Origin of the sequence: Pseudomonas gingeri (genome assembly GCF_013386115.1) — a bacterium.
GTDB classification, from domain to species: Bacteria; Pseudomonadota; Gammaproteobacteria; order Pseudomonadales; family Pseudomonadaceae; genus Aquipseudomonas; species Aquipseudomonas gingeri.
The window spans coordinates 1,092,178-1,114,083 of sequence record NZ_JACAOR010000001.1; the positions used below are offsets into that span (position 1 = coordinate 1,092,178).

A 21,906-nucleotide genomic window follows, 5' to 3' on the forward strand; every position below is an offset into this window, starting at 1 on the left:
AACCTCCGCTGATAGGCTTGACAGTATACATGACAGCGATCATATTTACTAAACATGACATTCATCATGATTAAATCAACGCAACGAGGATTACTTGCCATGACCGTCAAACCTGCCGTTCTGATCACAGGCGCCTCCACCGGTATCGGCGCCGTCTATGCCGACCGTTTCGCCAAGCGTGGACACAATCTGGTCCTGGTTGCCCGGGACAAGGCCCGCATGGATGTGCTGGCCGAGCGCCTGCGCGGCGAAACCGGCGTGACGGTGGACGTGCTGCAGGCCGACCTGACCGATGCCAACGACCTGGCCCGCATCGAAACACGGGTCAAGGACGATGCCAGCATCGGTATCCTGGTCAACAACGCCGGCATGAACGGCACCGGCACCTTTATCGAGCAGACGCCGGACGTGGTGAGCCAGATCATCAACCTCAACATCACCGCCCTCACCCGCCTGACCAGCGCCATCACCCCGCGCCTGGTCAAGGCCGGTGGCGGCTCGATCATCAACGTGGCGTCGGTGGTCGGCCTGGCCCCGGAAATCCAGTTGACGGTCTACGGGGCGACCAAGGCCTTCGTGCTGTTCCTCAGTCAGGGGCTGAATATCGAACTGGGCGCTCAGGGCCTGTATGTGCAGGCGGTGTTGCCGTCGGCCACCCGCACCGAGATCTGGGAGCGTTCCGGCAAGAGGGTCGAGGATCTGTCAGCCGTGATGGAGGTCGATGACCTGGTAGATGCGGCGCTGGTGGGCTTCGATCGCCGCGAAACCGTGACCATTCCGCCACTGCCGGACGAAGGCCAGTGGCAAGCCCTGGAAGCCGCGCGCCTGGCGATGTTGCCGAACTACATGCAGGTGCTGCCGGCGGCGCGTTATCGCAACTGATTCAGGGGCATGATCGTTCCCACGCTCCGCGTGGGAATGCAGATCGTGACGCTCTGCGTCACAAGAGCGGACGCAGAGCGTCCAGAAAGGCATTCCCACGCTGGAGCGTGGGAACGATCAGATGCGCCAGCGTGGGAACGATCATTATCCGCGCGCTGCAACCCGGCGTGCCCAGGGCGTCCAACCCTGTTGCATGCCCGCGGCCGCCAGCAGGATCGCGATCACGCCGAGCCACTGCAACAGCTCCAGGCGATGGCCGAAGGCGAACCAGTCGACGAAGATCGCCGCAATCGGATAGATGAACGACAGCGCTCCGGTCAGGGCCGTCGGCAACTTCTGGATCGCCCCATACAACAGCACATACATCACGCCGGTATGGACGATACCCAGGGTCAGCAGGCTACCCCAGGCACTGGTCTGCGCCGGCAGTCCTGACACATTCGCCCATGGCGCCAGCAACAGCACGCCGGTACAGACCTGGATCAGTGCGATCAGATGCGGCGGCGTCCCCGCCAGGCGCTTGATGATCAGCGCGGCAAAGGCATACAACAGCGCCGCCCCCAGGGCCAGACCGATGCCCAACAGGTAGTCACCGCCACTTTCCCCCTGTTGCCCATGGGCACTGACAATCGCCAGCATTCCGGCAAAGGCCAGGGTCAGCCAGAACAGTTTCTGCACGGTGATCTTCTCGCCGAGAAACAGCGCGGCCAGCCCCACCAGCATGAAGGGCTGGACGTTGTAGACCGCCGTGCCGATGGCAATCGAGGCCCGCGAGTAGGAAGCGAACAGCAGCACCCAGTTGCCGACGATCGCCACCCCGCTGAGCACCGCCAGCAGGAAAGTGGTCCGGGTCAGCATGCCCGGCCGCAAAAAGCCCATGGCGGCGCAGATCGCCAGCAGGGTCAGCGCGCCGAACAGGCAACGCCAGAACACCACGTCCAGTACCGGCTGGCCGGACACCAGCACGAACCAGCCGATGGTTCCCGAGATCAACATGGCCGCGACCATTTCCAGCGACCCGCGATGCAGTGATTGATGCATGATTCGACTCCTTGGCAGATGACAAAAGTATGCCAAGCGGGCCTGGCGCTTCTCCAGCGCCTATGACAGGCTGAATATCGAACTTGCCTTTTTTATCAAGGCAGAATCTTCATATCACCTTACGAGGCCAGTATGACTGACGCGATTGACCAACTCTTGCTCACGGCGCTGATGGAAGACTCGCGGCGCTCCCTCAAGGCCCTGGCGCAGATCAGCGGGCTGTCCTCGCCCAGCGTCGCCGAACGCCTGCGTCGCCTGGAGGAACGCGGGGTGATCAGGGGCTACACCGTCGAAGTCGAGCCCAAGTCCTTCGGTTACCTGTTGCAGGCCATCGTGCGTATCCGGCCGCTGCCCGGGCAGTTGCAGGTGGTGGAGCGACAGATCCAGGCCATCCCGGAATTCACCGAATGCGACAAGGTCACCGGCGACGACTGCTTTATCGCCCGCCTGCATGTGCGTGACATGGAACAGCTGGATACCCTGCTCGACCGCCTCAACAGCCATGCCGAGACCAACACCGCCATCGTCAAGAAAACCCCGGTCAAGCGGCGCCTGCCACCGATGACCTGATCCCGCACAGGTTTTGATCGTGGCCATGCTCCGGCGTGGGCATGCCTTATGGGACGCTTCGCGTCCGCTCAAAATCTTCGCGGGCAAGCCCGCTCCCACGGTGTCAAGCCGGCAAGCCCGCTCCTACAAGGCTTTCGGCGGGGAATGACGTGGCGAAGGCCAGGGCCTGGGTTATCATTCACCCATCATCCTTCACTCGCTTCCGGACACCGCTCCCCATGACTTCACTTACCTCCACCGCCCCTGCCCGGGGTTGGTCGCTCTGGTGGAAACCGTTGCTGTTTCTCGCCATCGCCGCCATCGGCCTGTACTACGTCAAGTGGTCGCCCTATTACGCCAAGGCCTTTGTCGCCGCCGACAGCCACAGCATCGGCGCGTCGATCATCAATGACAATCCGGCCTCGCCGGTCGCCGCCGCGCTGGCCTATGCCCAGGTGTATTTCCTGGCGATCTGGAAAGCCGCGGTCCTGGCGGTGATCCTCGGCTCGTTGCTGCAGGTGCTGATTCCCAGGGACTGGCTGCTGCGCCTGTTCGGTCGCGCCGGCTTCGGTTCGACCCTGCGCGGCGGGCTGTTCGCCCTGCCCGGCATGATGTGCTCGTGCTGCGCGGCCCCGGTGGCCGCGGGGATGCGCCGGCAGAATGTCTCGGTCGGCGCGGCACTGGCGTTCTGGATCGCCAACCCGGTGCTCAACCCGGCCACGCTGGTGTTCATGGGCTTTGTACTGGGCTGGGGCTTCAGTGCGATCCGCCTGGTGGCCGGCCTGGTGCTGGTGCTCGGGGTATCACTGATCGCCCAGCGCATTTCGCGCCCGCAAACCCTGCCCGAACCGGCCGTGGAAGCGGTGGCCGAAGCCAGCAACGCGGACACCCGGGGCTTCTTCGCCCGCTGGGGCAAGACCCTCTGGCAATTGTTCTGGAGCACCATTCCGATCTATATCCTGGCGGTCCTGCTGCTGGGCGCGGCACGGGTCTGGCTGTTTCCCCATGTCGACGGGGCGATGGGCAACAGCCTGCTGTGGCTGGTGCCGCTGGCGATCATCGGGACATTGTTCGTGATTCCGACTGCGGCGGAAATCCCTATCGTGCAGACCATGATGACCCTGGGCCTGGGCACCGCCCCCGCTGTCGCGCTGCTGATGACCCTGCCGAGCATCAGCCTGCCGTCGCTGCTGATGCTGCGCAAGGACTTCGATGCCCGGGTCCTGGTTACCGTGGCCGTGCTGACCATGCTGGTGGGGATCGTCAGCGGCCTGGTGGCGGTGGTGATTCTCTAGACCCACCGAGAATCCGTGTGGGAGCGGTGCCTGCCCGCGAAGCTTCTGGCGGCCTCCAGGCCCTCTTCGCGGGCAAGCCCGCTCCCACAGGTTCTGCTCCGACACAAGCCCGTTCCCATAGGCGGCATCTTCAGACTCTCAGGTGCGCCGACGGGCCCTGAGGTACTCCAGCACCGCCGCCTGCTCGCCGGCAAACTCGATGCGCGCACCTTTGCTTTCCCGCTGGAAGGCATACATCGGGTCGTAGTATTCGTTGAGCAGGCCCTGGATCCAGGCGCGGTGCAGGTCGACACTGCCGCTGCGCTCCTGCTCCGCCAGGGCATCGGCCATCAACCCGCGCATGCGCTGATGACGCTCGCCGCCCAGGCGCTTGTGGATGTTGTCGAGGCTCGCCAGCAACCGCTCGGCGAACAGCTTGAACCCCTGCTCCCCATGCACCGCGACAAATTCCGCGCAGAGCTGCACCACATAGTCGCGCAGGATCCGCTCGACCCGGCTTTCCAGGCTGTCTTCGAGCCAGACCATGGAGAACTGCTGCATGCCCTGGTACAGCGCCAGCGGCAAGGCACAACGTCCGACCATGCGGCTCTCGTCTTCCAGCACGAACTGCCCGATACCCCGGGCACGCTTCTTCAGCAGGTCCACGGCCAGGCGGTTTTCGAAGTCGATATTGGATGGCTGCCCGGTGGCGCGCTTGCCGAAACTGGAACCGCGATGATTGGCGTGTCCCTCCAGGTCCAGGCTGTTGTCCAACTGGACGATCACATCGGTCTTGCCGGTCCCGGTCATGCCGCCCAACAGCAGGAAGTCGGCTTGCGCCACCGCCTGCTCGATACTCTGCAGCAGGAAGGTACGCATGGCCTTGTAGCCGCCGGTCACACGCGGATAGTCGATCCCGGCTTCCTTGAGCCATTGCTGGACGATCTTCGAGCGCAGGCCGCCACGGAAGCAATACAGCACGCCATCGGGATGGGCCCGGGTGAAATCGGCCCAGGCCTGCAGCCGGTCCGCCTTGATATCGCCGGACACCAGCTGGTGACCGAGGACAATGGCCGCCTGTTGGCCGTGCTGCTTGTAGCAGGTGCCGACCCGCTGGCGTTCCAGGTCGGTCATCAGCGGCAGGTTGATTACGCCGGGAAAGGAACCCTTGGCGAATTCGACCGGGGCCCGGGTGTCCATCATCGGCACATCGTTGAGAAACAGTTCGCGGTAGTCGGTGATATCGCCGGACATCAGAGCACCTCTACCGCGTGGCTCTGTCGCTCCACCAACTGGCCGATGGGCTCCAGGGCCAGGCCCAGTTCGGCGGCGACGGCAAGAAACTCCGCCTGGCCTTCGGTCGTCACTGCTACCAGCAGGCCGCCGCTGGTCTGCGGGTCGCACAGCACGCGCTTGTGCAGTTCGCGCAGGGGGCCGACCTTGCTCGCATAGCTGTCGAAATTGCGCAGCGTACCGCCGGGCACGCAACCCTGGTCCAGGTAGTACTCCACCGCCGGCAGGCGCGGCACCTGTTCATACACGATGCGCGCGGTGAGACCGCTGCCGTCGGCCATCTCCACCAGATGCCCCAACAGGCCGAAGCCGGTGACATCGGTCATCGCGGTCACGCCCGCCAGCTTGCCGAAGCGGCTGCCAGGCTTGTTCAGGGTGCACATCCAGTCGCGGGCCACGCCGACGTCCTCGTTGCGCAGCTTGCCCTTCTTTTCCGCGGTGGTCAGCACGCCGATGCCCAGGGGCTTGGTCAGGTACAGGGTGCAACCGGCGGTGGCGGTGTCGTTGCGCTTCATATGGCGCTTGTCCACCAGGCCGGTGACGGCCAGGCCGAAGATCGGCTCGGGGGCATCGATCGAGTGCCCGCCGGCCAACGGGATACCGGCGGCGTCGCAGACGGCGCGGCCGCCACGGATCACTTCACGGGCGATTTCCGGCGCCAGGACATTCACCGGCCAGCCGAGAATGGCGATGGCCATCAGCGGGTCGCCGCCCATGGCGTAGATGTCGCTGATGGCATTGGTGGCGGCAATCCGACCGAAATCGAAGGGATCGTCGACGATCGGCATGAAAAAGTCGGTGGTCGAGACCACCCCACGTTCCTCATCAATGGCATACACCGCCGCGTCGTCGCGGGAGGCGTTGCCGACCCAGAGCTTCGGGTCCAGGTTCTGGGCGCCACTGCCGGCGAGGATCACTTCCAGCACCTGGGGCGAAATCTTGCAACCACAGCCTGCGCCGTGGCTGTACTGGGTCAGGCGAATCGGTTCGCTCATCGGTACACCTCGCGATCTCAAATTCACCGAGTCTAACAGAGCCGCCGTCGCTCAGCCCGTACGAGCCATGGCCCAATCGTGAGCATGGCCGGCCCGATCGGCATCCATGAGTGCCGATCCGAAGCTCAACATCGAACTGCGCTACCGCTGCACGGCACAAGCGGCGAGCCTCTGCTCACCCCGGCGCCCCGCATCTACATCTAACAACATGGGAACCCACCTACTATGACCAAGGCAAAACTGAGCCTCGCCTGGCAGATCGTGATCGGTCTGATCCTGGGCATCGCCGTCGGCGCGCTACTCCATCACGCAGGCAGCGACAAGGCCTGGTGGATCGGCACGATCCTGCAACCGGCGGGCGACCTGTTTATCCGCCTGATCAAGATGATCGTCATCCCGATCGTCATTTCCTCGCTGATCGTCGGCATCGCCGGGGTCGGCGACGGCAAGAAGCTCGGGCGCATCGGCTTCAAGACCATGGTCTATTTCGAGGTCATCACCACCCTGGCTATCATTGTCGGGCTGGTCCTGGCCAACCTGTTCCAGCCGGGCCATGGCATCGACATGAGCCTGCTGGGCACCACCGATATCTCGCAGTACGAGAAGACCACCAACGAGGTCCAGGCCAACCACGCCTTTATCACCACCCTGCTGAACCTGGTGCCGTCCAATGTCTTCGCGGCCATCGTGCGCGGCGACATGTTGCCGATCATCTTTTTCTCGGTGATGTTCGGCCTGGGCCTGTCGAGCCTCAAGGACGAGTTGCGCCTGCCGCTGGTGAGTGTACTGGAAGGGGTTTCCCAGAGCATGTTCAAGGTCACCCACATGATCATGCGTTATGCCCCGCTGGGGGTGTTCGCGCTGATTTCGGTGACGGTCGCCAACTTCGGCTTCGCCTCGCTGTGGCCGCTGGCGCGCCTGGTCGGCCTGGTCTATGCCGCCATCGCCTTTTTCGGCGTGGTGGTGTTCGGCCTGGTGGCCCGCGCCTGCGGCTTCTCGGTATTCAAGCTGATGCGGATCCTCAAGGCCGAGATGATCCTCGGCTATTCCACCGCCAGTTCGGAAACCGTGTTGCCACGGATCATCGAGAAGATGGAAGCCTACGGTGCACCGCGGGCCATCAGCCGCTTCGTGGTGCCGACCGGCTACTCGTTCAACCTCGACGGTTCGACGCTGTACCAGAGCATCGCGGCGGTCTTTATCGCGCAGTTGTACGGCATCGACTTGTCCCTGGGGCAACAGGTCACCCTGGTGCTGACGCTGATGGTCACGTCCAAGGGTATTGCCGGGGTGCCGGGGGTATCCTTCGTGGTGCTGCTGGCGACACTGGGCAGCGTCGGGATTCCCCTGGAAGGACTGGCCTTTATCGCCGGTGTCGACCGGATCATGGACATGGCCCGCACCGCCCTGAACATCGTCGGCAATGCCCTGGCGGTGCTGGTGGTGGCCCGCTGGGAAGGCATGTACGACGATGCCGTTGGCGAGCGCTACTGGAAATCGCTGTCGAAGCCACAACCAGACGACGAGCAGGCGTTTGTCCCGGTGCGTTAACGGATAGACTAGGCTCGCCACAGAGGCCTTCGGTGTTCTGACGGGCCCTATCGCCAGCAAGCCGGCTCCTACAAGTTTTACCCACGACACTATCTTCGTGGTGGAACGCCAGCCTGTAGGAGCCGGCTTGCTGGCTCCTGCAAGTCTTGCCCGTGACACTATCTTCGTGGTGGAACGCCAGCCTGTAGGAGCCGGCTTGCTGGCGATGGACGTGAACGATGACGCGATCCCCCTGAATGACCACCCTGGAGGTCAATCCCATGGCCCATTTATCGCCCAAGCTCAGCGGCATGTCGCCCAATGTGTTCCGTTTCGAGATCAGCGAAAGCACCGGCTATGCCCAGGACTGGCACGCCCACGACTGTCATATGCTGCTGTTGCCGCGTCAGGGCGGGCTGTTCCTGTCGACCGAAAGCACGAGCAACGCGGTGCACGTCTCGCGCCAGGCGTTTTCCCTGGTACCGGCGGACTTCGCCCACTCGACCCAGGCCGCCCCCGGCCGGGAAAGACACATCACGCTGTATATCGACTCGAACTACATCGCCCACCATGGGCAGCTCGCCGGCTACGACCGCTTCGCCACCCAGGCCACGCGCTCCGGGATCTGGCAGGGCAGCGAAGCACTGGACAGCATCCTGCGCCTGCACGACCAGCTCGCCCGGGCCTCGTCCGCCGAAGCCTTCAATCGCCAGTTGCCGCATCTCAATCACCTGCTGTTCGAGGAATGCGCACGACTGATCGCGCGCCAGCAGCCGACGCTGCAAGGCACCGAGAGCCATCGCAACGCCCTGCTGGTGCGCGACATCCAGATGTACGTGCGCGATCACCTGCAGGACAACCTCGATGTCGACACCATCGGCTACCAGTTCCACTTGTCGCGCCGCCACCTGACCCGTCTGTTCAAGGCCTTTGCCGAGGAAACCCTGGTGGACTTCACCAACCGCACGCGGGTGGAGACCGCCGCCCGGCTGATTTCCAGCACCTCGCTGTCGATCCTGGAAGTCAGCCTGGCGGTAGGCATCGATTCACCCTCCTACCTGGCCCGCCTGTTCAAGCGTTACCTGGGGCGGGTGCCCAGCGACCTGCGCAAGCCTCATTGAGGCATGGCCCAAATGTCCGCATCGTCGACCCGATCGACCTAGAGCCGTCCCGGCGCCATTGCCACAATCGACCTCGTCTCCCGTCTTTCGAGGTCTGGTATGAGTGATGTACAGGTTGTAGAAGTGTTCAAGTCCAAGCGTGGCGGCGGCAATCCGGCGCCCATCGTCGTCGATGCCGAAGGCCTCGCGGCCGAGCAGATGACCGCCATCGCCCGCGCCTACGGTCATGAAAGCGGTTTTGCGTTCAACCCCGAACAACCCGGCGCCAACGACTACCGCTTCCGCTTTTTCGTCCCGCTGCACGAAATGAACATGTGCGGCCACGCCACCATCGGCACGGTCTGGCTGCTGCACAAGCTCGGCAAGCTGGACCGCAGCCGGCTGTCCATCGAGACCCTCAGCGGCACCGTGACCGCCCATGTCCAGGACGGCGGACTCGAAGACCCGTTTATCGAGATTTCCCAGCCCTTGGGCACCGTGGAAACGCTGCAGCGTCCGGAGCTGCGCGGGCAGATCATTGAAGCCATCGGCCTGCAGCCCGCCGATATCCTCGACCTGCCGTTCCTCAACGCCGCCACCAGCCGGGTCAAGACCCTGATTCCGGTGAAAAGCCCCGAGTTGCTGGATGCCGCCCGGCCTGACTCGCCACGGATCGAAGCCTTGTGCGAGCTGCTGGACTCCACCGGTTTCTACCTGTTCTGCCCGCATCCTGGCGTCGAGCGCCAGTTCGACAGCCGCCAGTTCCCCAAGGCCTCGGGTTACCCCGAAGACGCCGCCACCGGCATCGCCGCGACGGCCCTGGCCTTCGGCCTGCTGGAGTACGGCATGATCGAGGCCGGTGAAACGCCGATCCTGGTGCATCAGGGCCGCGCCATGGGGCGTCCCTCGGATATCTACGTACGCTTCGACCTGGGCCACGGCGGCACCACACCGACCGGCTGTTTTGTCGGCGGCTACAGCGCCTTTGCCACCGAGCAACAGCCGGCGGGAGACGTTCATGGCGCCTGATCCGAAGCCCCAGTGGCTGCCGTTCAGTGACCTCCTGCCGCCGTTCAAGGCCCGGCTGGAGGCACTCTACCCCGATCCGCCGCAGCGTTTCGTGGCCCCCCTGCACTTCCAGCTGGGCCTGCGCGAGGGCAACCTGCTGTGGGTGTCCGGCCAGGTGCCGCGCTACAACGAGGAAATCCGCCATACCGGGATCGTCGGCCAGCAACTGTCGATCGAGCAGGCCCGGGAAGCGGCGCGCCTGTGCCTGGCGAACTTCCTGTCGATTGTCGCGGCGGCCTGTGACGGTGACCTGGAACGGGTCGGGCAGGTGGTGCGGATCACCGGTTACGTGCGTGCCCAGGCCGAGTTCGGTGCCCAGTCCGAGGTGATCAATGCCGCTTCCGAGGTGCTGACCCAGGTATTCGGCGAGCGCGGCCGGCACGCCCGTTCGGCCATCGGCGTGCATTCCCTGCCCGGTGGCGCGGCAGTCGAGATCGAGGGGGTGGTGCGCCTGCGGGACTAGAGGGCGGCACTGGAGCTTGGCGCCAAGCAGCGCCCGGCATTTTCCTTTACTATCCGAGGACGCGGACATTCGGCCAGGCCGATGCCGCGTATCTCGGTCAGGAAAAGGGCAGACAGGGCCATGGGCAAGCAAACGCCGAATGTCGACTGGGTGCAGCGCGCACCGCAGTCCAGCCAGATGGAACGCTTCGAAGCGTTCTTTTCCGGGCACGGCTTCACGCTCCACCGCCACGACACCTACGCCATCGGCCGCACCCTGAGCGGCGTGCAGAGTTTCAAGTATCGCGGCAGCCAGCGTCACAGCCTGCCCGGCGGCACCATGGTGCTGCACCCGGACGAGGTGCACGACGGCGAGGCCGGAACCCGCGACGGCTTCAAGTACCGGATGATCTACCTGCAGCCTTCGCTGATCCAGTCGGCCCTCGGCGGCCAGCCCCTGCCCTTCGTGCCCGGCGGGCTGAGTGCCGATCCGCGTCTGCGGGTCGCCACCGAAGCCTTGCTGCAGAGCATGGACAACGCCCTCGACCCGCTGGAAGAACAGGATGCGATCTTCGACCTGGCCCAGGCCCTGAACGCGGTCTGCGGTGCGCCGGGCAAACGTCGCAGCTTCGACTACCAGGCGGCGGAGCGGGCCCGCGAGTTCATTCACAGCGCGCTGGACCGCACCGTAACCCTCGATGAACTGGCCGAGCACAGCGGTCGCGACCGCTGGAACCTGTGCCGCGACTTCCGCCTGCTGTTCGGCACCAGCCCCTATCGCTACCTGAGCATGCGCCGGCTGGACCTGGTCCGTTCGCTGCTGGTGCAGGGCCACTCGCTGAGCGAGGCCGCGCTGATGGCCGGGTTCACCGACCAGAGCCACATGACCCGCCAGTTCCGTACCACCTTCGGCCTGGCCCCGGGACACTGGCAGAAAATGCAGCGACTGGCCGGCAACCCACGCCGCTGAGGCGTTGCACGATCGTACAAGAATCCCCGGGTGGACGGCGCTAGGCTGGCGGTTCGTGATTTCCCCGGAGGCCGGTCCCATGAATACCCCGCAGACACTCGTACCCGTCAACTTCGCCGAAAAATTCAGCCTGTTCGACGAACAGTGGCAGGCCAAGGTCGTGGCCGAAATGAACGACTATCAGTTCAAGGTGGCCAGGATCGAGGGTGATTTCATCTGGCATGCCCATGCCGACACCGATGAAACCTTTATCGTCCTGGAGGGCCTGTTGCGCATCGACTTTCGTGATCGCCAGGTCATGCTCGGACAGGGGGAGATGCTGGTGGTGCCCAAGGGAGTCGAGCACAAGCCGTATGCGGAAAAGGAAGTGAAGTTGCTGCTGGTGGAACCCCGTGGGGTACTGAACACCGGCGCCGAAGTGGGCGAGCGCACGGCGGCCAACGACGTATGGATCTGAGGCGCCAGGGTTGACGCCGCGGATCATCATCGGTCGACGGCTTGCGGGGCGGATTCAAGTCCGCGCCCGCAGGCCGTTGGCTCAGGCCTGGATCACGTTGGGGATAACCACGTCCGGGCTGGTGTCCGCCTCGTAGTCCACGCCTTCGATACCGAAGCCGAACAGACGCAGGAACTCGGCCTTGTAGCCGGCGAAGTCGGTCAGTTCATTGAGGTTGTCGGTGGTCACCTGGTCCCACAGCTTGCCGACCAGATCCTGCACTTCAGGCGCCAGTTCCTTGTAGTCGGCACGCAGGCGACCGTCTTCGTCGAGAATCGGCGTCGGCGAGTACAGGCTGTCCTTGTACAGGCCATAGACCTGCTCGATGCAGCCTTCGTGGACGCCCTGCTCCTTCATCACCTTGAACAGCAGCGACAGGTACAGCGGCATGATCGGGATCGCCGAGCTGGCCTGGGTCACCACGGCCTTGAGTACCGATACCCGTGCGTCGCCGCCCTTGGCCGCCAGACGCTCGCGAATCTTCAGGACCTTCTGGTCCAGGTCCTTCTTGGCCGCGCCAATGGAACCGTTCCAGTAGATGTCGTGGGTCAGCTTTTCGCCCAGGTAGGTGAAGGCGGTGGTTTTTGCGCCGTCAGCCAGCACGCCGGCTTCGTCCAGGGCATCGATCCACAGTTGCCAGTCTTCGCCACCCATGACCTTGACGGTGCCGTCGATTTCTTCCTGGGTCGCCTGCTCCAGGGTGGTCTCGACAACCACTTCCTTGTCAGTATTCAGGCCACGCTGGGTGATCGACTTGCCGATCGGCTTGAGTGTCGAGCTGTAGACTTCGCCGGTCTTCGGGTCGGTACGGCGTGGTGCCGCCAGGCTGTAGACCACCAGGTCGATCTTGCCCAGGTCGCGCTTGATGGTTTCGATGGTCAGGCGCTTGACCTCGTCGGAGAAGGCGTCGCCATTGATACTCTTGGCGTACAGGCCCTCGGCGTCGGCGAACTTGTGGAACGCCGCGCTGTTGTACCAGCCGGCGGTGCCGAGCTTGCCTTCATCGCCTTCACGCTCGAAGAACACCCCGAGGGTCTTTGCGCCGCAACCGAACGCGGCGGTAATGCGTGCGGCCAGGCCATAGCCGGTGGAGGCGCCGAGCACCAGGACGTTCTTCGGTCCATCATTGACCGGGCCTTGCTGGGTGACGTAGTCAATCTGTTGCTTGACGTTGGCTTCGCAGCCCACCGGATGGGTGGTCACACAGATAAAGCCACGAACGCGTGGTTTGATGATCATAAGGTCCCCTTTTCTCTTAGGCCGATATCGACACTGACGATTGCAGCGTCGCGGATTCTAGTCATAGACGTTCAAAAAGCCGATGCGTCACTGCTTTTACAACACAGGCCCGCGCGGGGAAAGCAAAATCCCTTGCCTTGCATCGCCTGGATCTTGATTCCGCGCCGTGTGCGCAACATTCTAGCGCCCATCTCCGCCAGCGAAGCCTGACCCGACCATGAGCGCCACGCCTTCCGCCGAAACCGATAGTGACGTGTACAAGACCCTGCTTGAATCCACCAAGGCGATTCCCTGGCGAATCGACTGGCGGACCATGACCTTCAGCTATATCGGCCCGCAGATCGAGACCTTGCTGGGCTGGACCCCGGACAGCTGGGTCGGGGTCGATGATTGGGTGGCACGCATGCACCCGGATGATCGCGAATATGTGGTGAACTTCTGTGTGTCGCAATCCAAGGCCGGCGTCGACCACGAAGCCGATTATCGCGCGCTGACCAGCGGCGGCGACTACGTGTGGATCCGTGACGTGGTGCATGTGGTGCGCAAGGACGGCGAAGTCGAGGCGCTGATCGGCTTCATGTTCGATATCAGCGAGCGCAAGAAGACCGAAGAACACCTGATCCGCCTGCAGAAGCAATTGGAGGAATACTCGTTCCAGGACGGCCTGACTGGCATCGCCAACCGCCGCATGTTCGACACCGTGCTCGCCCGCGAGTGGGAGTATGCCCAGAACAACCAGTTGCCGCTGTCGCTGATCATCCTCGATATCGATTTCTTCAAGCAGTACAACGACCACTACGGGCATATCAAGGGTGACGAAGCCCTGCGCCAGGTGGCACAGACACTGTCCTTGGCGACCAATCGACCACGGGACTTCATTGCCCGGATCGGCGGCGAGGAGTTCATCTGGCTGTTGCCGGAAACGCCGGCGGACAAGGCCCGGCAAGTGGCGGAGAAATGCCTGCAACTGGTGCGCCAGCAGCAGATCGAGCACGAGAAGTCAGCGGTTTCCGGGCTGTTGAGCCTCAGCCTCGGGGTGGGCACCATCCGCCCCGCGGTCGATGAGGCGGCACTGAGCTTTGTCGAGAAGGTCGACGAACTGCTGTACCGGGTCAAGCGCAACGGCCGGATGGGTGCCGAGTACGGCAATTTCAGCGACTGACGAGCATGCCCGGAATGCAGAACATGTAGGAGCCGGCTTGCCGGCTCCTGCAGGGACGTGTCGGGCGCGCCAGCGGTGCGCGCCCGTCAATCCATCACAGAATGGAGATCGGATAGTCGAGGATCAGGCGGAACTCCTTCACGTCGCCCTCGGCCTGGTCGTTATTGGCGGTATGCCAGGCCTGGCGCATGCGCACCGAGAGATCCTTGAGCGGCCCGGCCTGGACGATGTACTTGGCTTCCAGGTTGGTTTCGTGATGGCTACCGTCCTCACCGTACTGGTAGTTGCGATACGGGCTGTCGGCGGCCATCTTCGTACCGTCGATATCATCGCCGTAGACATAACGGACCATGAAACTCAGGCCCGGCACACCGTAGCTGGCCATGTTCAGGTCATAACGTCCCTGCCAGGACTTTTCCCCCGGACCGTTGAAGTCCGAATACTGCACGGAGTTGGCAAGGAAGATCGAATCGCCCGTATCGCCAGGGCCGTTAGTGCCAAAGGCCACATAATCGAAAGGTGTATTGCCATGCACTTTCTGATAGGCCACGGTCACTGTATGGGCCGTCAGGAAAGTATAAGCGGCCGCCAGCGACCAGGTGGTGTTATTGATACTGCCGGCCTTGGCCTGGCCTTCGTCATTGGTGCGGTAGATATTGAAATCGAAGTTCAGCGAGTTGCCTTCGGAGAATGGCAGGGTGTAGTTGGCGTTCGCGTAGTACTGGCGCCAGATATCTTCCAGTTCGGAGCCGTAGAGACTGAACAGCAGATTGTCATTGACCGTGTACTTGCCGCCGACATAATCGATGCTCTTGGCGGCTATATTGGCGTAGGAAGCAAACAGGTCATGGTCGTGGTTGGTGGTGACCGGACCATTGCCTCCGGTGAAGTGCCCGGCGTCCAGGTCCAGCCCGGCGATCTCGCTGCTCAGCAGGTTGAAGCCGGTGGCGGTCTGCGGCATCAGGCGCGTGCCGCCGGCGGCGAACACCGGCGCGGTGGGTTGCAGGTCGCCGAAACGCAATTCGGTCTTGGAGATCCGCACCTTGAGTGCGCCACCCGCCGTACCGTAGTCATCTTCCGGCGAACCGTCGCGTCGTACCGGCAGGTTGCCCGTGCCAGAGGTCCCGGCGCCCCCGTCGAGCTTGATGCCCCAGAAGCCGTAGGCGTCCACGCCAAAGCCGACCGTGCCCTGGGTGAAGCCGGAACTGAAGTTGCCGAGCACGCCCTGGGTCCAGTCCTTGCGGTCCGCGTTGCCGTTCTTGCGATCGCTGTTGTAGTAGTAGTTCTTGAGATGAAGATTGAGGCTGCTGTCTTCCACCAACCCCTTGCTATCGGCCTGATCGCTGACCGCGGCGGCGCTCGCCATCTGGCTCAGCCCCAGTGAAACCGCCAGTGTGACCAGGTTCCATTTTGCCGACTTGATTGCGCTCCTCATTACACTTCCCCTTGGTTCTATCAATAAGGCATCCAGCGCCAACCGTGGGCTGCGCAAGAAGGTTGCGGGTCCGGGCGGATGGTCGAAGGAAACCGGGTAATGGCAGGCGAGCTAATACAGCGATGTCGTGCTCGATGGTCACGACGCAATGACAGGCTCATGCCCTTCTTGTTGTATCGGGTGCTCCCCGAGTGGCGATTTTTTAGCATGAGCGCCGATACAATCCGGCAGGTTTGTATCAATAGTGACTATTGATACGGGTGATAAGCGATCATCGAACGACAGTGGTACTGTTCTCGCCGATGGCAAAGTTATGCCTCAATTATTTTCCGGTGCGTTGCTGGAACAGTTATTGGGCCATACTCTTCTTCATCATCCTTTGGTTAAGACTTTAGCTACTGTACCTGGTGCAGTAGCTTTTTTTAACCGGAAACAATAATTCATAACTTGATCAATTCAAGGAACTCGTCATGGGCGCTATTCCTGGTTGCCATGTAAATAACAACATTTACCCGCGCTACCCTCTGGTCGTCCGACCAAACGCCGACAGGCACCACAGCGGAAACGGCAAGGTCACCAGCAGCAGCAACCAGAGCAAGGCATAGACCGCATCGACCCCGTCGTTCTGCAGGTTGACGAACAGTTTGACCGGAATGCCCTGGGGGAAATAGGCAAAGACCATGACGATGCCGAACTCGCCGATCACCCGGACCCAGACAATCGCCAGCCCGGCGGCCAGCGCCCGCGCCGCCAGGGGCAAGGTAACGCGCCACAGCACCTGGACACTGGAGCAACCCAGGCCACGCGCGGCCTCTTCCAGGGACAACGGCACCGCCTCGAACGCCCCACGGGCCGCCAGGACAAAATAGGACAGGCCGCCATACAACTGGGCCAGGATAAACGCCGGTGCATTGTTGGTCAGCGATACGCCCAGTCGCGCCAGCGGCCCGCCCAGGGTGCCATAGGGCCCATAGGCCGAAACCAGGAGGATGCCCATGGCCAGCGGCGGGGTCAGCAGCGCCATCAGCACCAATGATTCCACGCTCCGCTTGAACGCCGAGCGGGTCCGCGCCAGCCAGCGGGCCAGGGGCAGGCCCAGCAGCACGATCAATGCGCTGGATACCAGACTCAGCCCCAGCGACACACCCAGCGCACTCCAGTCGCCATAAGCGAGTTGCAGATGACTCCAGGCGGTTTCCCGTACCAGCGCCAGAAACGGCAGGCCCAGCAGCAGGACCGCCGGCACGCACAGCCAGGTCGACAGCCGCAGGCTCAGGATCGACATCGTCAATTGACCAGCGCATCGCCCTTGGGCCGGCCATAACCATCATGGGCAAACAGCGCCTGGCCTTCGGCCGACTGCATGAAAGCGACAAAGGCCTTGGCCTGCGCGGGATTCGGCGCGTTCTTCAGGACCGCCGCGTAGAACACCAGCGGTTGCGGACGCAGGACCTGATCCTTGCCGGCCTTGTCCTTGAGACTGAGGCTGACCGTGTCATACCAGTCCTTGGCGAACGCCGGGTTGCTCAGGTTGATCTCGTCCGGCAACGCCACATAGGGCAGGCCCGCCGACAAGGTCGCACTCTCGTAGCCCGAAGCCGCGTCGACCTGCCCGGCCTCCAGGCGCGTCAGCAAGCCACCTTCGCCAAACACCTGGGCCGGGTTCTGTACATCGCCGAGCACCCGCTGCGCCAGGCCGGGCTGACGGTAGTATTTTTCCGCCAGTTGCATAGCGAACACGATGTTCTGGCCCTGGGGATCGGTCGCCGCGTCGGTCCGGCCAAAACGCAGCCCCGGCTGCTGCAGCACCTGCCACCAGGATTGCTCGGCATTCGCCGCCTTGCTCGCCTCTAACGCCTTGGCGAACGAACTCCTGGGGTTATAGGCGATCACCATGCGCGTGCTGGCCACCGGCACCGCCTCATCCACCAGCCCGGCCTGGCGAAGAATCTCGATGGGCCCCGGAGTGATCGAGACGAACACATCCGCCACCACCGTCTTCGAGGCGAGCATGCGCGCCAGGCCATAGGCGCCCTCGCCCTGCCCCTGGTAAGTCAGCTGGTGCTGCCGGGCAAACGCCGGCCCCAGGGACTTGTCCATGACCACGCCCATGGAGCCGGCATAGGTGACGTGCAGGGTCTCGGCTGCCTGGACGACCAGGGACATCAACAACGCCAATCCGCCCAGGGCCATTTTCCACAGATGCGTGCTCATGCTGTCGCTCCACCGCTATAGGGTCATGTATATAGCGGCGCAGCCTAACGCCCCGCACAAAGGCAGGGAACGGGGCTGGCGCGGGAAAGCACGATATTGAGACTTGGGCGCTATCTTTTGTCCGTTAGCCTTGGCCGGCGACCCGGGCGCCCGGCACTCGGGGCCGGGACGCTGGGTCAGCGGGAGCCGTTCAGGCCTGGGCACTGGCCTGTTGTTCCTCCAGATAACGGCCTTGCGGCGTACGGCTGGAACCGTTCTCGCCCAGCAAGGGCGCAGACGGCTGGGCGGCCACGGGTGTCAGCTGGAAGCATACGCCGTCCGGGCATTGGCGCTTTTCGGTAGCGGCATCGGCGTGCACCGCGGCACCGGCCAGGGAGAAAGCAATCGCGCTCAGGTAGGTTTTAATATGGTTCATGGCATGCACTCTCGTATCAGGAATAGAAGGCAAAACAGGGCAAAGGCAAAACGACGCAAGGCTTATCCCCCTTCGTGGCAGATATCGGAAAACTTGCGGTAGTCGAGGATGTGCGGCTGGCCCTGGGAGTCGAGGTAGCTCATCCGGGCATTGACCACGCCGCACTCCGGACCGGCTTCCTGGGTCAGGGACAGCACCTTGCGTACATCCAGGTGAGTGCCGTAGCTGTAGGTTTGCGGCTGCACCTGGGCTTCGGCCCGGGCAGACAGGGTGCAGATGTTCAGGGCGGCAAACAGGCAGGCGGCGTAGATGGCTTTGGTGTTCATGAGGGACTCCCGTCGGTAGTTGGATTCAGTGGGGCGAGCGCTGTTGTCTCGATGGGGCCCATTGAATGCCCGGCAGGTATCCCGAGTGTGTCGCGAACCGGTGGCTGTTAAACCTCAAGTGTCTGGAGCCGCCTGGGATACACAGCGATACACACCGACGAAAAAAGTACGGCGAACAACATGCGCGCTGGAAATATCCTGGATACATGACTGCGGTGAACTGCATCACCGACATGATCGACGCAAGGAATCAGACAATGCCTTTCCCGAAAAACCTGCTGCTGGGCGCGACCCTGTTCAGCCTGCTACTGGGCAGCGGCGGCCTGCTGGCCGCACAGGAAACACCCGCCCCCGCCGCGCTGGAAATGCTGGTACTGGGTTCCGGCGGCCCCGGTGCCAACGGCCGGGCAGGCGCGGGTTATGCCCTGCTGCTGGATGGCACGCCACGCATCCTGGTGGATGCCGGCCCCGGCACCTTCGCCCGGATCGGCGAGGCCAGGCTCGACCTGCGCAAGCTGGATATCGTGCTGCTGACCCACCTGCACGTCGATCACGCCGCCGAGTTGCCGGGCATCATCAAGGCCCGCGCCGTGAGCACTCGCACCGATATCGACTTCCGGATCTTCGGCCCCGGCGCCAGTACACCCACCACCGCCGGCAACGGCAAGCCTGGCGCGCGCTTCCCCGCCACCAGCCAGTTTGTCGACCTGCTCTTCGGAACCTTCGGCGCCTTCAGTTACCTGGAGGATTTTGCCGGGCATGTCAATTTCGACGTCACCGACCTGTCCGCCCCGACCAGTACCGACGACGATACGCCCCAGGTCATCCTCGACCAGGACGGCCTGCTGATCAGCGCAACGATCGGCCATCACGGCGACGCGCCAGCCGTGATCTACCGGGTCGACTACAAGGGCAAGAGCATCACGTTCAGCGGCGATATCGACACCCACGGCCATGCCGCGCTGGCCCGCATCGCCAAGGGCTCGCAACTGCTGGTGTTCAACGATCCGGTGCTCGACCCGCCCAGCGCCCCGCCGATTCTCTACACCCTGCACAGCGCCCCCGTCGATATCGGCAGGATCAGCCATCTGGCCGGGATAACGCACCTGCTGCTCAGCCACCTGCCCAACGACACCGACGAGTTCCGTGACGCCGCCAGCCGCTCCATTCGCCAGAACTATCGCGGCCCGCTGGATTTCGCCGAGGATGGGCAGCGAATCCGTCCCTGAGCCGGCTTTTTTGAATATCCATGTATCCGCCGCCCACCAGATACACTGCAATACAAAGCACCGCAGGCAAGCATCACGGCCCCGGTTAGACTGGGCCATGACTCATTTTTGACAGAGGTTGAAACGATGGAACATGTCGATCACATTCTGATCGTGGACGATGACCGGGAGATCAGGGAGCTGGTGGGCAACTACCTGAAGAAAAACGGCCTGCGCACCACCGTCGTCGCCGACGGCCGGCAAATGCGCGCCTTCCTCGAAACCACCCCGGTCGACCTGATCGTGCTGGACATCATGATGCCCGGCGACGACGGCCTGCTACTGTGCCGTGAGCTGCGCGCCGGCAAGCACAAGACCACCCCGGTCCTGATGCTGACCGCCCGCAACGATGAGACCGACCGCATCATCGGCCTGGAAATGGGGGCCGACGACTACCTGGTCAAGCCGTTCGCCGCCCGCGAACTGCTGGCCCGGATCAATGCCGTGCTGCGCCGCACACGGATGCTGCCGCCCAACCTGGTGGTGACCGAAAGCGGCCGCCTGCTGGGCTTCGGCCGCTGGAAACTGGACACCACCGCCCGTCACCTGCTGGACGAGGACGGCACCCTGGTGGCCCTCAGCGGCGCCGAGTATCGCCTGTTGCGGGTGTTTCTCGACCACCCGCAGCGGGTGCTCAATCGCGACCAGTTGCTCAACCTGACCCAGGGTCGCGACGCCGACCTGTTCGACCGCTCCATCGACCTGCTGGTCAGCCGCCTGCGCCAGCGCCTGCTGGATGATGCGCGGGAACCGGCCTATATCAAGACCGTGCGCAGCGAAGGCTATGTGTTCTCCCTGCCGGTGGAAATCCTCGGTGCCGAGTCATGAAACGCGTCCTGCACTGGCCGCGAACACTGGCGTCGCGGCTGTCGCTGATTTTCCTGATCTGCCTGATCCTGGCCCAGGCGCTGTCCTTCGCCGCACAAGCCTATGAGCGCTACGAAAGCGCGAAGAACGCCATGCTCGGCAATCTGGAAACCGATGTGTCGACATCCATCGCCATTCTCGAGCGCCTGCCGGCGGTGGAGCGCGACAGCTGGCTGCCCCGCCTGGCGCGGCACAACTACAGCTACCTGCTGGACGAAGGAACCCAGGGCGTGCCCATGAGCGCAGGCGACCTGCCGGTTGCCGTGCCCTCGATCGAGGACGCCCTGGGCCCGGACTACCCGGTGACCTTCAACGATATCCCCGGCCCGCAGAAACACTTCCAGGCGCACCTGACGCTCAAGGATGGCAGTCCGGTGACCATCGACGTACGGCCGGCGATCATGCCCATGCTGCCCTGGCTACCGGTGGTCCTGCTCGGGCAATTGCTGCTGATGCTCGCCTGCACCTGGCTCGCCGTACGCATCGCCGTGCGTCCGCTGACCCGCCTGGCCCAGGCCGTGGAAAACCTCGACCCCAATACCCACGGCGTGCACCTGGACGAAGCCGGCCCTTCCGAGGTCGCCCATGCCGCCGCCGCGTTCAACGCCATGCAAAAACGAATCGCCGACTACCTCAAGGAACGCATGCAACTGCTGGCGGCGATTTCCCATGACCTGCAGACCCCCATCACCCGCATGAAACTGCGCGCCGAGTTCATGGACGAGTCCACGGAAAAGGACAAGCTCTGGCAGGACCTGGGTGAAATCGAACACCTGGTGCGCGAAGGCGTCGCCTATGCCCGCAGCGTGCACGGCGCCACCGAAGTCAGTTGCCGTATCGACCTGGATTCTTTCCTCGACAGCCTGGTATTCGACTACCAGGACACCGGGCAGGCAGTGGAATTGATAGGCAAGAACGGCGCGCTGATCGACATTCGCCCCCATGCCCTGCGCCGGGTGCTGGTCAACCTGGTGGACAACGCCCTGAAGTTCGCCGGTTCCGCCCAACTGGTGGTGACTTCGAAGGACAACCAGGGCCTGTCGATCCTGGTGCTCGACCGCGGTCCGGGAATTGCCGAGGACGAACTGCAGGAAGTGCTCAAGCCTTTCTACCGTGTGGAAAGCTCGCGCAATCGCAGCACCGGCGGCACCGGCCTGGGGCTGGCAATCGCCCAGCAACTGGCGGTCGCCCTCGGCGGTGCGCTGACCCTGAGCAACCGCGAAGGCGGCGGCCTGTGCGCGGAACTGCAACTGGGGACGGCTCAGCACTGACCGTTCCCGCGACGGCGTGTCTCGGACCGGCGAGGCACACCTGGGCGCCTGATTTAGCTATGCTAGGGCA

The 21,906-nt window shown here is 63.3% G+C and carries 23 protein-coding genes; 14 read left to right on the forward strand and 9 right to left on the reverse strand.

Translation table 11 applies throughout. The annotated features are described in order from the left end of the window. The first annotated feature begins 99 nt into the window (after window positions 1-99). Window positions 100-882 (forward strand): SDR family NAD(P)-dependent oxidoreductase, encoded by a 783-nt coding sequence (locus tag HX881_RS04685; protein WP_177083125.1) that lies wholly within the window; start codon window positions 100-102, stop codon window positions 880-882. Window positions 883-1,026: 144 nt separating this feature from the next. Here the strand turns inward: HX881_RS04685 and HX881_RS04690 are convergent, their stop codons facing one another. After that, window positions 1,027-1,923: a DMT family transporter gene (locus HX881_RS04690; RefSeq protein WP_177083127.1), complete on the reverse strand. Its 897-nt coding sequence runs from the start codon at window positions 1,921-1,923 to the stop codon at window positions 1,027-1,029. A gap of 132 nt (window positions 1,924-2,055) precedes the next feature. Here HX881_RS04690 and HX881_RS04695 point away from each other — a divergent pair, with 132 nt between their 5' ends. After that, on the forward strand, window positions 2,056-2,493 hold the full coding sequence (locus tag HX881_RS04695; RefSeq protein ID WP_017126084.1) for an Lrp/AsnC family transcriptional regulator: 438 nt from the start codon (window positions 2,056-2,058) through the stop codon (window positions 2,491-2,493). Between the two features lie 218 nt (window positions 2,494-2,711). Beyond that, a complete protein-coding gene (locus tag HX881_RS04700; RefSeq protein WP_177083129.1) occupies window positions 2,712-3,767 on the forward strand; it encodes a permease in 1,056 nt (351 codons plus the stop codon). 138 nt (window positions 3,768-3,905) lie between these two features. On the opposite strand, the gene mnmH is transcribed toward HX881_RS04700, so the two are convergent. Together mnmH and selD are read right to left on the reverse strand one after the other, a co-directional pair. Beyond that, on the reverse strand, window positions 3,906-5,000 hold the full coding sequence (mnmH, locus tag HX881_RS04705; protein ID WP_177083131.1) for a tRNA 2-selenouridine(34) synthase MnmH: 1,095 nt from the start codon (window positions 4,998-5,000) through the stop codon (window positions 3,906-3,908). Beyond that, window positions 5,000-6,034, reverse strand: coding sequence for a selenide, water dikinase SelD (gene selD / locus HX881_RS04710; RefSeq protein WP_017126087.1), 1,035 nt, complete (start codon window positions 6,032-6,034; stop codon window positions 5,000-5,002). The genes mnmH and selD overlap by 1 nt, the downstream gene beginning before the upstream one ends. Window positions 6,035-6,259: 225 nt before the next feature. On the opposite strand from selD, the gene gltP reads away from it, so the two are divergent. From gltP to HX881_RS04740, 6 genes are all read left to right on the forward strand, one after another. Further along, entirely contained in the window at window positions 6,260-7,585 is a 1,326-nt protein-coding gene (gene gltP, locus HX881_RS04715; protein WP_177083133.1) for a glutamate/aspartate:proton symporter GltP, read from the forward strand. 260 nt (window positions 7,586-7,845) lie between these two features. Then, window positions 7,846-8,685 (forward strand): helix-turn-helix domain-containing protein, encoded by an 840-nt coding sequence (locus HX881_RS04720; protein ID WP_177083135.1) that lies wholly within the window; start codon window positions 7,846-7,848, stop codon window positions 8,683-8,685. A gap of 99 nt (window positions 8,686-8,784) precedes the next feature. Beyond that, window positions 8,785-9,693 (forward strand): PhzF family phenazine biosynthesis protein, encoded by a 909-nt coding sequence (locus tag HX881_RS04725; RefSeq protein WP_017126090.1) that lies wholly within the window; start codon window positions 8,785-8,787, stop codon window positions 9,691-9,693. Next, complete coding sequence (locus HX881_RS04730) at window positions 9,683-10,195, forward strand: RidA family protein (protein ID WP_177083137.1); 513 nt, start codon at window positions 9,683-9,685, stop codon at window positions 10,193-10,195. Before HX881_RS04725 ends, HX881_RS04730 begins: the two co-directional genes overlap by 11 nt. A 120-nt stretch (window positions 10,196-10,315) precedes the next feature. After that, entirely contained in the window at window positions 10,316-11,143 is an 828-nt protein-coding gene (locus HX881_RS04735) for an AraC family transcriptional regulator (RefSeq protein ID WP_177083139.1), read from the forward strand. Between the two features lie 79 nt (window positions 11,144-11,222). Continuing rightward, window positions 11,223-11,600 (forward strand): cupin domain-containing protein, encoded by a 378-nt coding sequence (locus HX881_RS04740; RefSeq protein WP_177083141.1) that lies wholly within the window; start codon window positions 11,223-11,225, stop codon window positions 11,598-11,600. A gap of 81 nt (window positions 11,601-11,681) precedes the next feature. Here the strand turns inward: HX881_RS04740 and fabV are convergent, their stop codons facing one another. After that, complete coding sequence (gene fabV / locus HX881_RS04745) at window positions 11,682-12,878, reverse strand: enoyl-ACP reductase FabV (RefSeq protein WP_177083143.1); 1,197 nt, start codon at window positions 12,876-12,878, stop codon at window positions 11,682-11,684. A gap of 217 nt (window positions 12,879-13,095) precedes the next feature. On the opposite strand from fabV, the gene HX881_RS04750 reads away from it, so the two are divergent. Beyond that, window positions 13,096-14,040 carry a sensor domain-containing diguanylate cyclase gene (locus tag HX881_RS04750; protein ID WP_017126095.1) on the forward strand — a complete coding sequence of 315 codons (945 nt, stop codon included), beginning with the start codon at window positions 13,096-13,098 and terminating at the stop codon, window positions 14,038-14,040. Window positions 14,041-14,134: 94 nt separating this feature from the next. On the opposite strand, the gene HX881_RS04755 is transcribed toward HX881_RS04750, so the two are convergent. After that, window positions 14,135-15,463: an OprD family outer membrane porin gene (locus HX881_RS04755; RefSeq protein ID WP_177083219.1), complete on the reverse strand. Its 1,329-nt coding sequence runs from the start codon at window positions 15,461-15,463 to the stop codon at window positions 14,135-14,137. Window positions 15,464-15,719: 256 nt separating this feature from the next. On the opposite strand from HX881_RS04755, the gene HX881_RS32645 reads away from it, so the two are divergent. Beyond that, entirely contained in the window at window positions 15,720-15,914 is a 195-nt protein-coding gene (locus HX881_RS32645; RefSeq protein WP_146049170.1) for a hypothetical protein, read from the forward strand. A gap of 78 nt (window positions 15,915-15,992) precedes the next feature. Here HX881_RS32645 and HX881_RS04760 read toward each other — a convergent pair whose 3' ends face one another. From HX881_RS04760 to HX881_RS04775, 4 genes are all read right to left on the reverse strand, one after another. Beyond that, a complete protein-coding gene (locus tag HX881_RS04760; RefSeq protein ID WP_177083145.1) occupies window positions 15,993-16,760 on the reverse strand; it encodes a molybdate ABC transporter permease subunit in 768 nt (255 codons plus the stop codon). A gap of 2 nt (window positions 16,761-16,762) precedes the next feature. After that, the gene (locus HX881_RS04765) at window positions 16,763-17,689 is read right to left on the reverse strand and encodes an extracellular solute-binding protein (protein ID WP_177083154.1); all 927 of its coding nucleotides are present in this window, start codon (window positions 17,687-17,689) and stop codon (window positions 16,763-16,765) included. 190 nt (window positions 17,690-17,879) lie between these two features. Further along, window positions 17,880-18,104, reverse strand: coding sequence for a hypothetical protein (locus HX881_RS04770; protein WP_177083155.1), 225 nt, complete (start codon window positions 18,102-18,104; stop codon window positions 17,880-17,882). A 62-nt stretch (window positions 18,105-18,166) separates the two neighbouring features. Beyond that, complete coding sequence (locus tag HX881_RS04775) at window positions 18,167-18,430, reverse strand: DUF2790 domain-containing protein (protein ID WP_017126100.1); 264 nt, start codon at window positions 18,428-18,430, stop codon at window positions 18,167-18,169. Window positions 18,431-18,687: 257 nt separating this feature from the next. On the opposite strand from HX881_RS04775, the gene HX881_RS04780 reads away from it, so the two are divergent. The 3 genes from HX881_RS04780 to HX881_RS04790 all read left to right on the forward strand — a co-directional run bounded on the left by HX881_RS04780 (window position 18,688) and on the right by HX881_RS04790 (window position 21,836). Next, window positions 18,688-19,659, forward strand: coding sequence for an MBL fold metallo-hydrolase (locus HX881_RS04780; protein ID WP_017126101.1), 972 nt, complete (start codon window positions 18,688-18,690; stop codon window positions 19,657-19,659). A gap of 126 nt (window positions 19,660-19,785) precedes the next feature. Further along, the gene (locus HX881_RS04785) at window positions 19,786-20,526 is read left to right on the forward strand and encodes a response regulator (protein ID WP_017126102.1); all 741 of its coding nucleotides are present in this window, start codon (window positions 19,786-19,788) and stop codon (window positions 20,524-20,526) included. Further along, the gene (locus HX881_RS04790; protein ID WP_017126103.1) at window positions 20,523-21,836 is read left to right on the forward strand and encodes a sensor histidine kinase; all 1,314 of its coding nucleotides are present in this window, start codon (window positions 20,523-20,525) and stop codon (window positions 21,834-21,836) included. Before HX881_RS04785 ends, HX881_RS04790 begins: the two co-directional genes overlap by 4 nt. The last annotated feature ends 70 nt before the right edge of the window (window positions 21,837-21,906 follow it).

Excerpts from the sequence above, each read along its gene's own strand:
- HX881_RS04700 (WP_177083129.1), top strand. The coding sequence starts at position 2,712 with ATGACTTCACTTACCTCCACCGCCCCTGCCCGGGGTTGGTCGCTCTGG.
- HX881_RS04785 (WP_017126102.1), top strand. The coding sequence starts at position 19,786 with ATGGAACATGTCGATCACATTCTGATCGTGGACGATGACCGGGAGATC.
- HX881_RS04730 (WP_177083137.1), top strand. The coding sequence starts at position 9,683 with ATGGCGCCTGATCCGAAGCCCCAGTGGCTGCCGTTCAGTGACCTCCTG.
- HX881_RS04790 (WP_017126103.1), top strand. The coding sequence starts at position 20,523 with ATGAAACGCGTCCTGCACTGGCCGCGAACACTGGCGTCGCGGCTGTCG.
- HX881_RS04775 (WP_017126100.1), bottom strand. The coding sequence starts at position 18,430 with ATGAACACCAAAGCCATCTACGCCGCCTGCCTGTTTGCCGCCCTGAAC.
- selD (WP_017126087.1), bottom strand. The coding sequence starts at position 6,034 with ATGAGCGAACCGATTCGCCTGACCCAGTACAGCCACGGCGCAGGCTGT.
- HX881_RS04770 (WP_177083155.1), bottom strand. The coding sequence starts at position 18,104 with ATGAACCATATTAAAACCTACCTGAGCGCGATTGCTTTCTCCCTGGCC.
- HX881_RS04725 (WP_017126090.1), top strand. The coding sequence starts at position 8,785 with ATGAGTGATGTACAGGTTGTAGAAGTGTTCAAGTCCAAGCGTGGCGGC.
- HX881_RS04740 (WP_177083141.1), top strand. The coding sequence starts at position 11,223 with ATGAATACCCCGCAGACACTCGTACCCGTCAACTTCGCCGAAAAATTC.
- HX881_RS04690 (WP_177083127.1), bottom strand. The coding sequence starts at position 1,923 with ATGCATCAATCACTGCATCGCGGGTCGCTGGAAATGGTCGCGGCCATG.
- HX881_RS04695 (WP_017126084.1), top strand. The coding sequence starts at position 2,056 with ATGACTGACGCGATTGACCAACTCTTGCTCACGGCGCTGATGGAAGAC.
- mnmH (WP_177083131.1), bottom strand. The coding sequence starts at position 5,000 with ATGTCCGGCGATATCACCGACTACCGCGAACTGTTTCTCAACGATGTG.
- HX881_RS04780 (WP_017126101.1), top strand. The coding sequence starts at position 18,688 with ATGCCTTTCCCGAAAAACCTGCTGCTGGGCGCGACCCTGTTCAGCCTG.
- HX881_RS04750 (WP_017126095.1), top strand. The coding sequence starts at position 13,096 with ATGAGCGCCACGCCTTCCGCCGAAACCGATAGTGACGTGTACAAGACC.
- HX881_RS04760 (WP_177083145.1), bottom strand. The coding sequence starts at position 16,760 with ATGTCGATCCTGAGCCTGCGGCTGTCGACCTGGCTGTGCGTGCCGGCG.
- HX881_RS04765 (WP_177083154.1), bottom strand. The coding sequence starts at position 17,689 with ATGAGCACGCATCTGTGGAAAATGGCCCTGGGCGGATTGGCGTTGTTG.
- fabV (WP_177083143.1), bottom strand. The coding sequence starts at position 12,878 with ATGATCATCAAACCACGCGTTCGTGGCTTTATCTGTGTGACCACCCAT.
- HX881_RS04735 (WP_177083139.1), top strand. The coding sequence starts at position 10,316 with ATGGGCAAGCAAACGCCGAATGTCGACTGGGTGCAGCGCGCACCGCAG.
- gltP (WP_177083133.1), top strand. The coding sequence starts at position 6,260 with ATGACCAAGGCAAAACTGAGCCTCGCCTGGCAGATCGTGATCGGTCTG.
- HX881_RS04685 (WP_177083125.1), top strand. The coding sequence starts at position 100 with ATGACCGTCAAACCTGCCGTTCTGATCACAGGCGCCTCCACCGGTATC.
- HX881_RS04720 (WP_177083135.1), top strand. The coding sequence starts at position 7,846 with ATGGCCCATTTATCGCCCAAGCTCAGCGGCATGTCGCCCAATGTGTTC.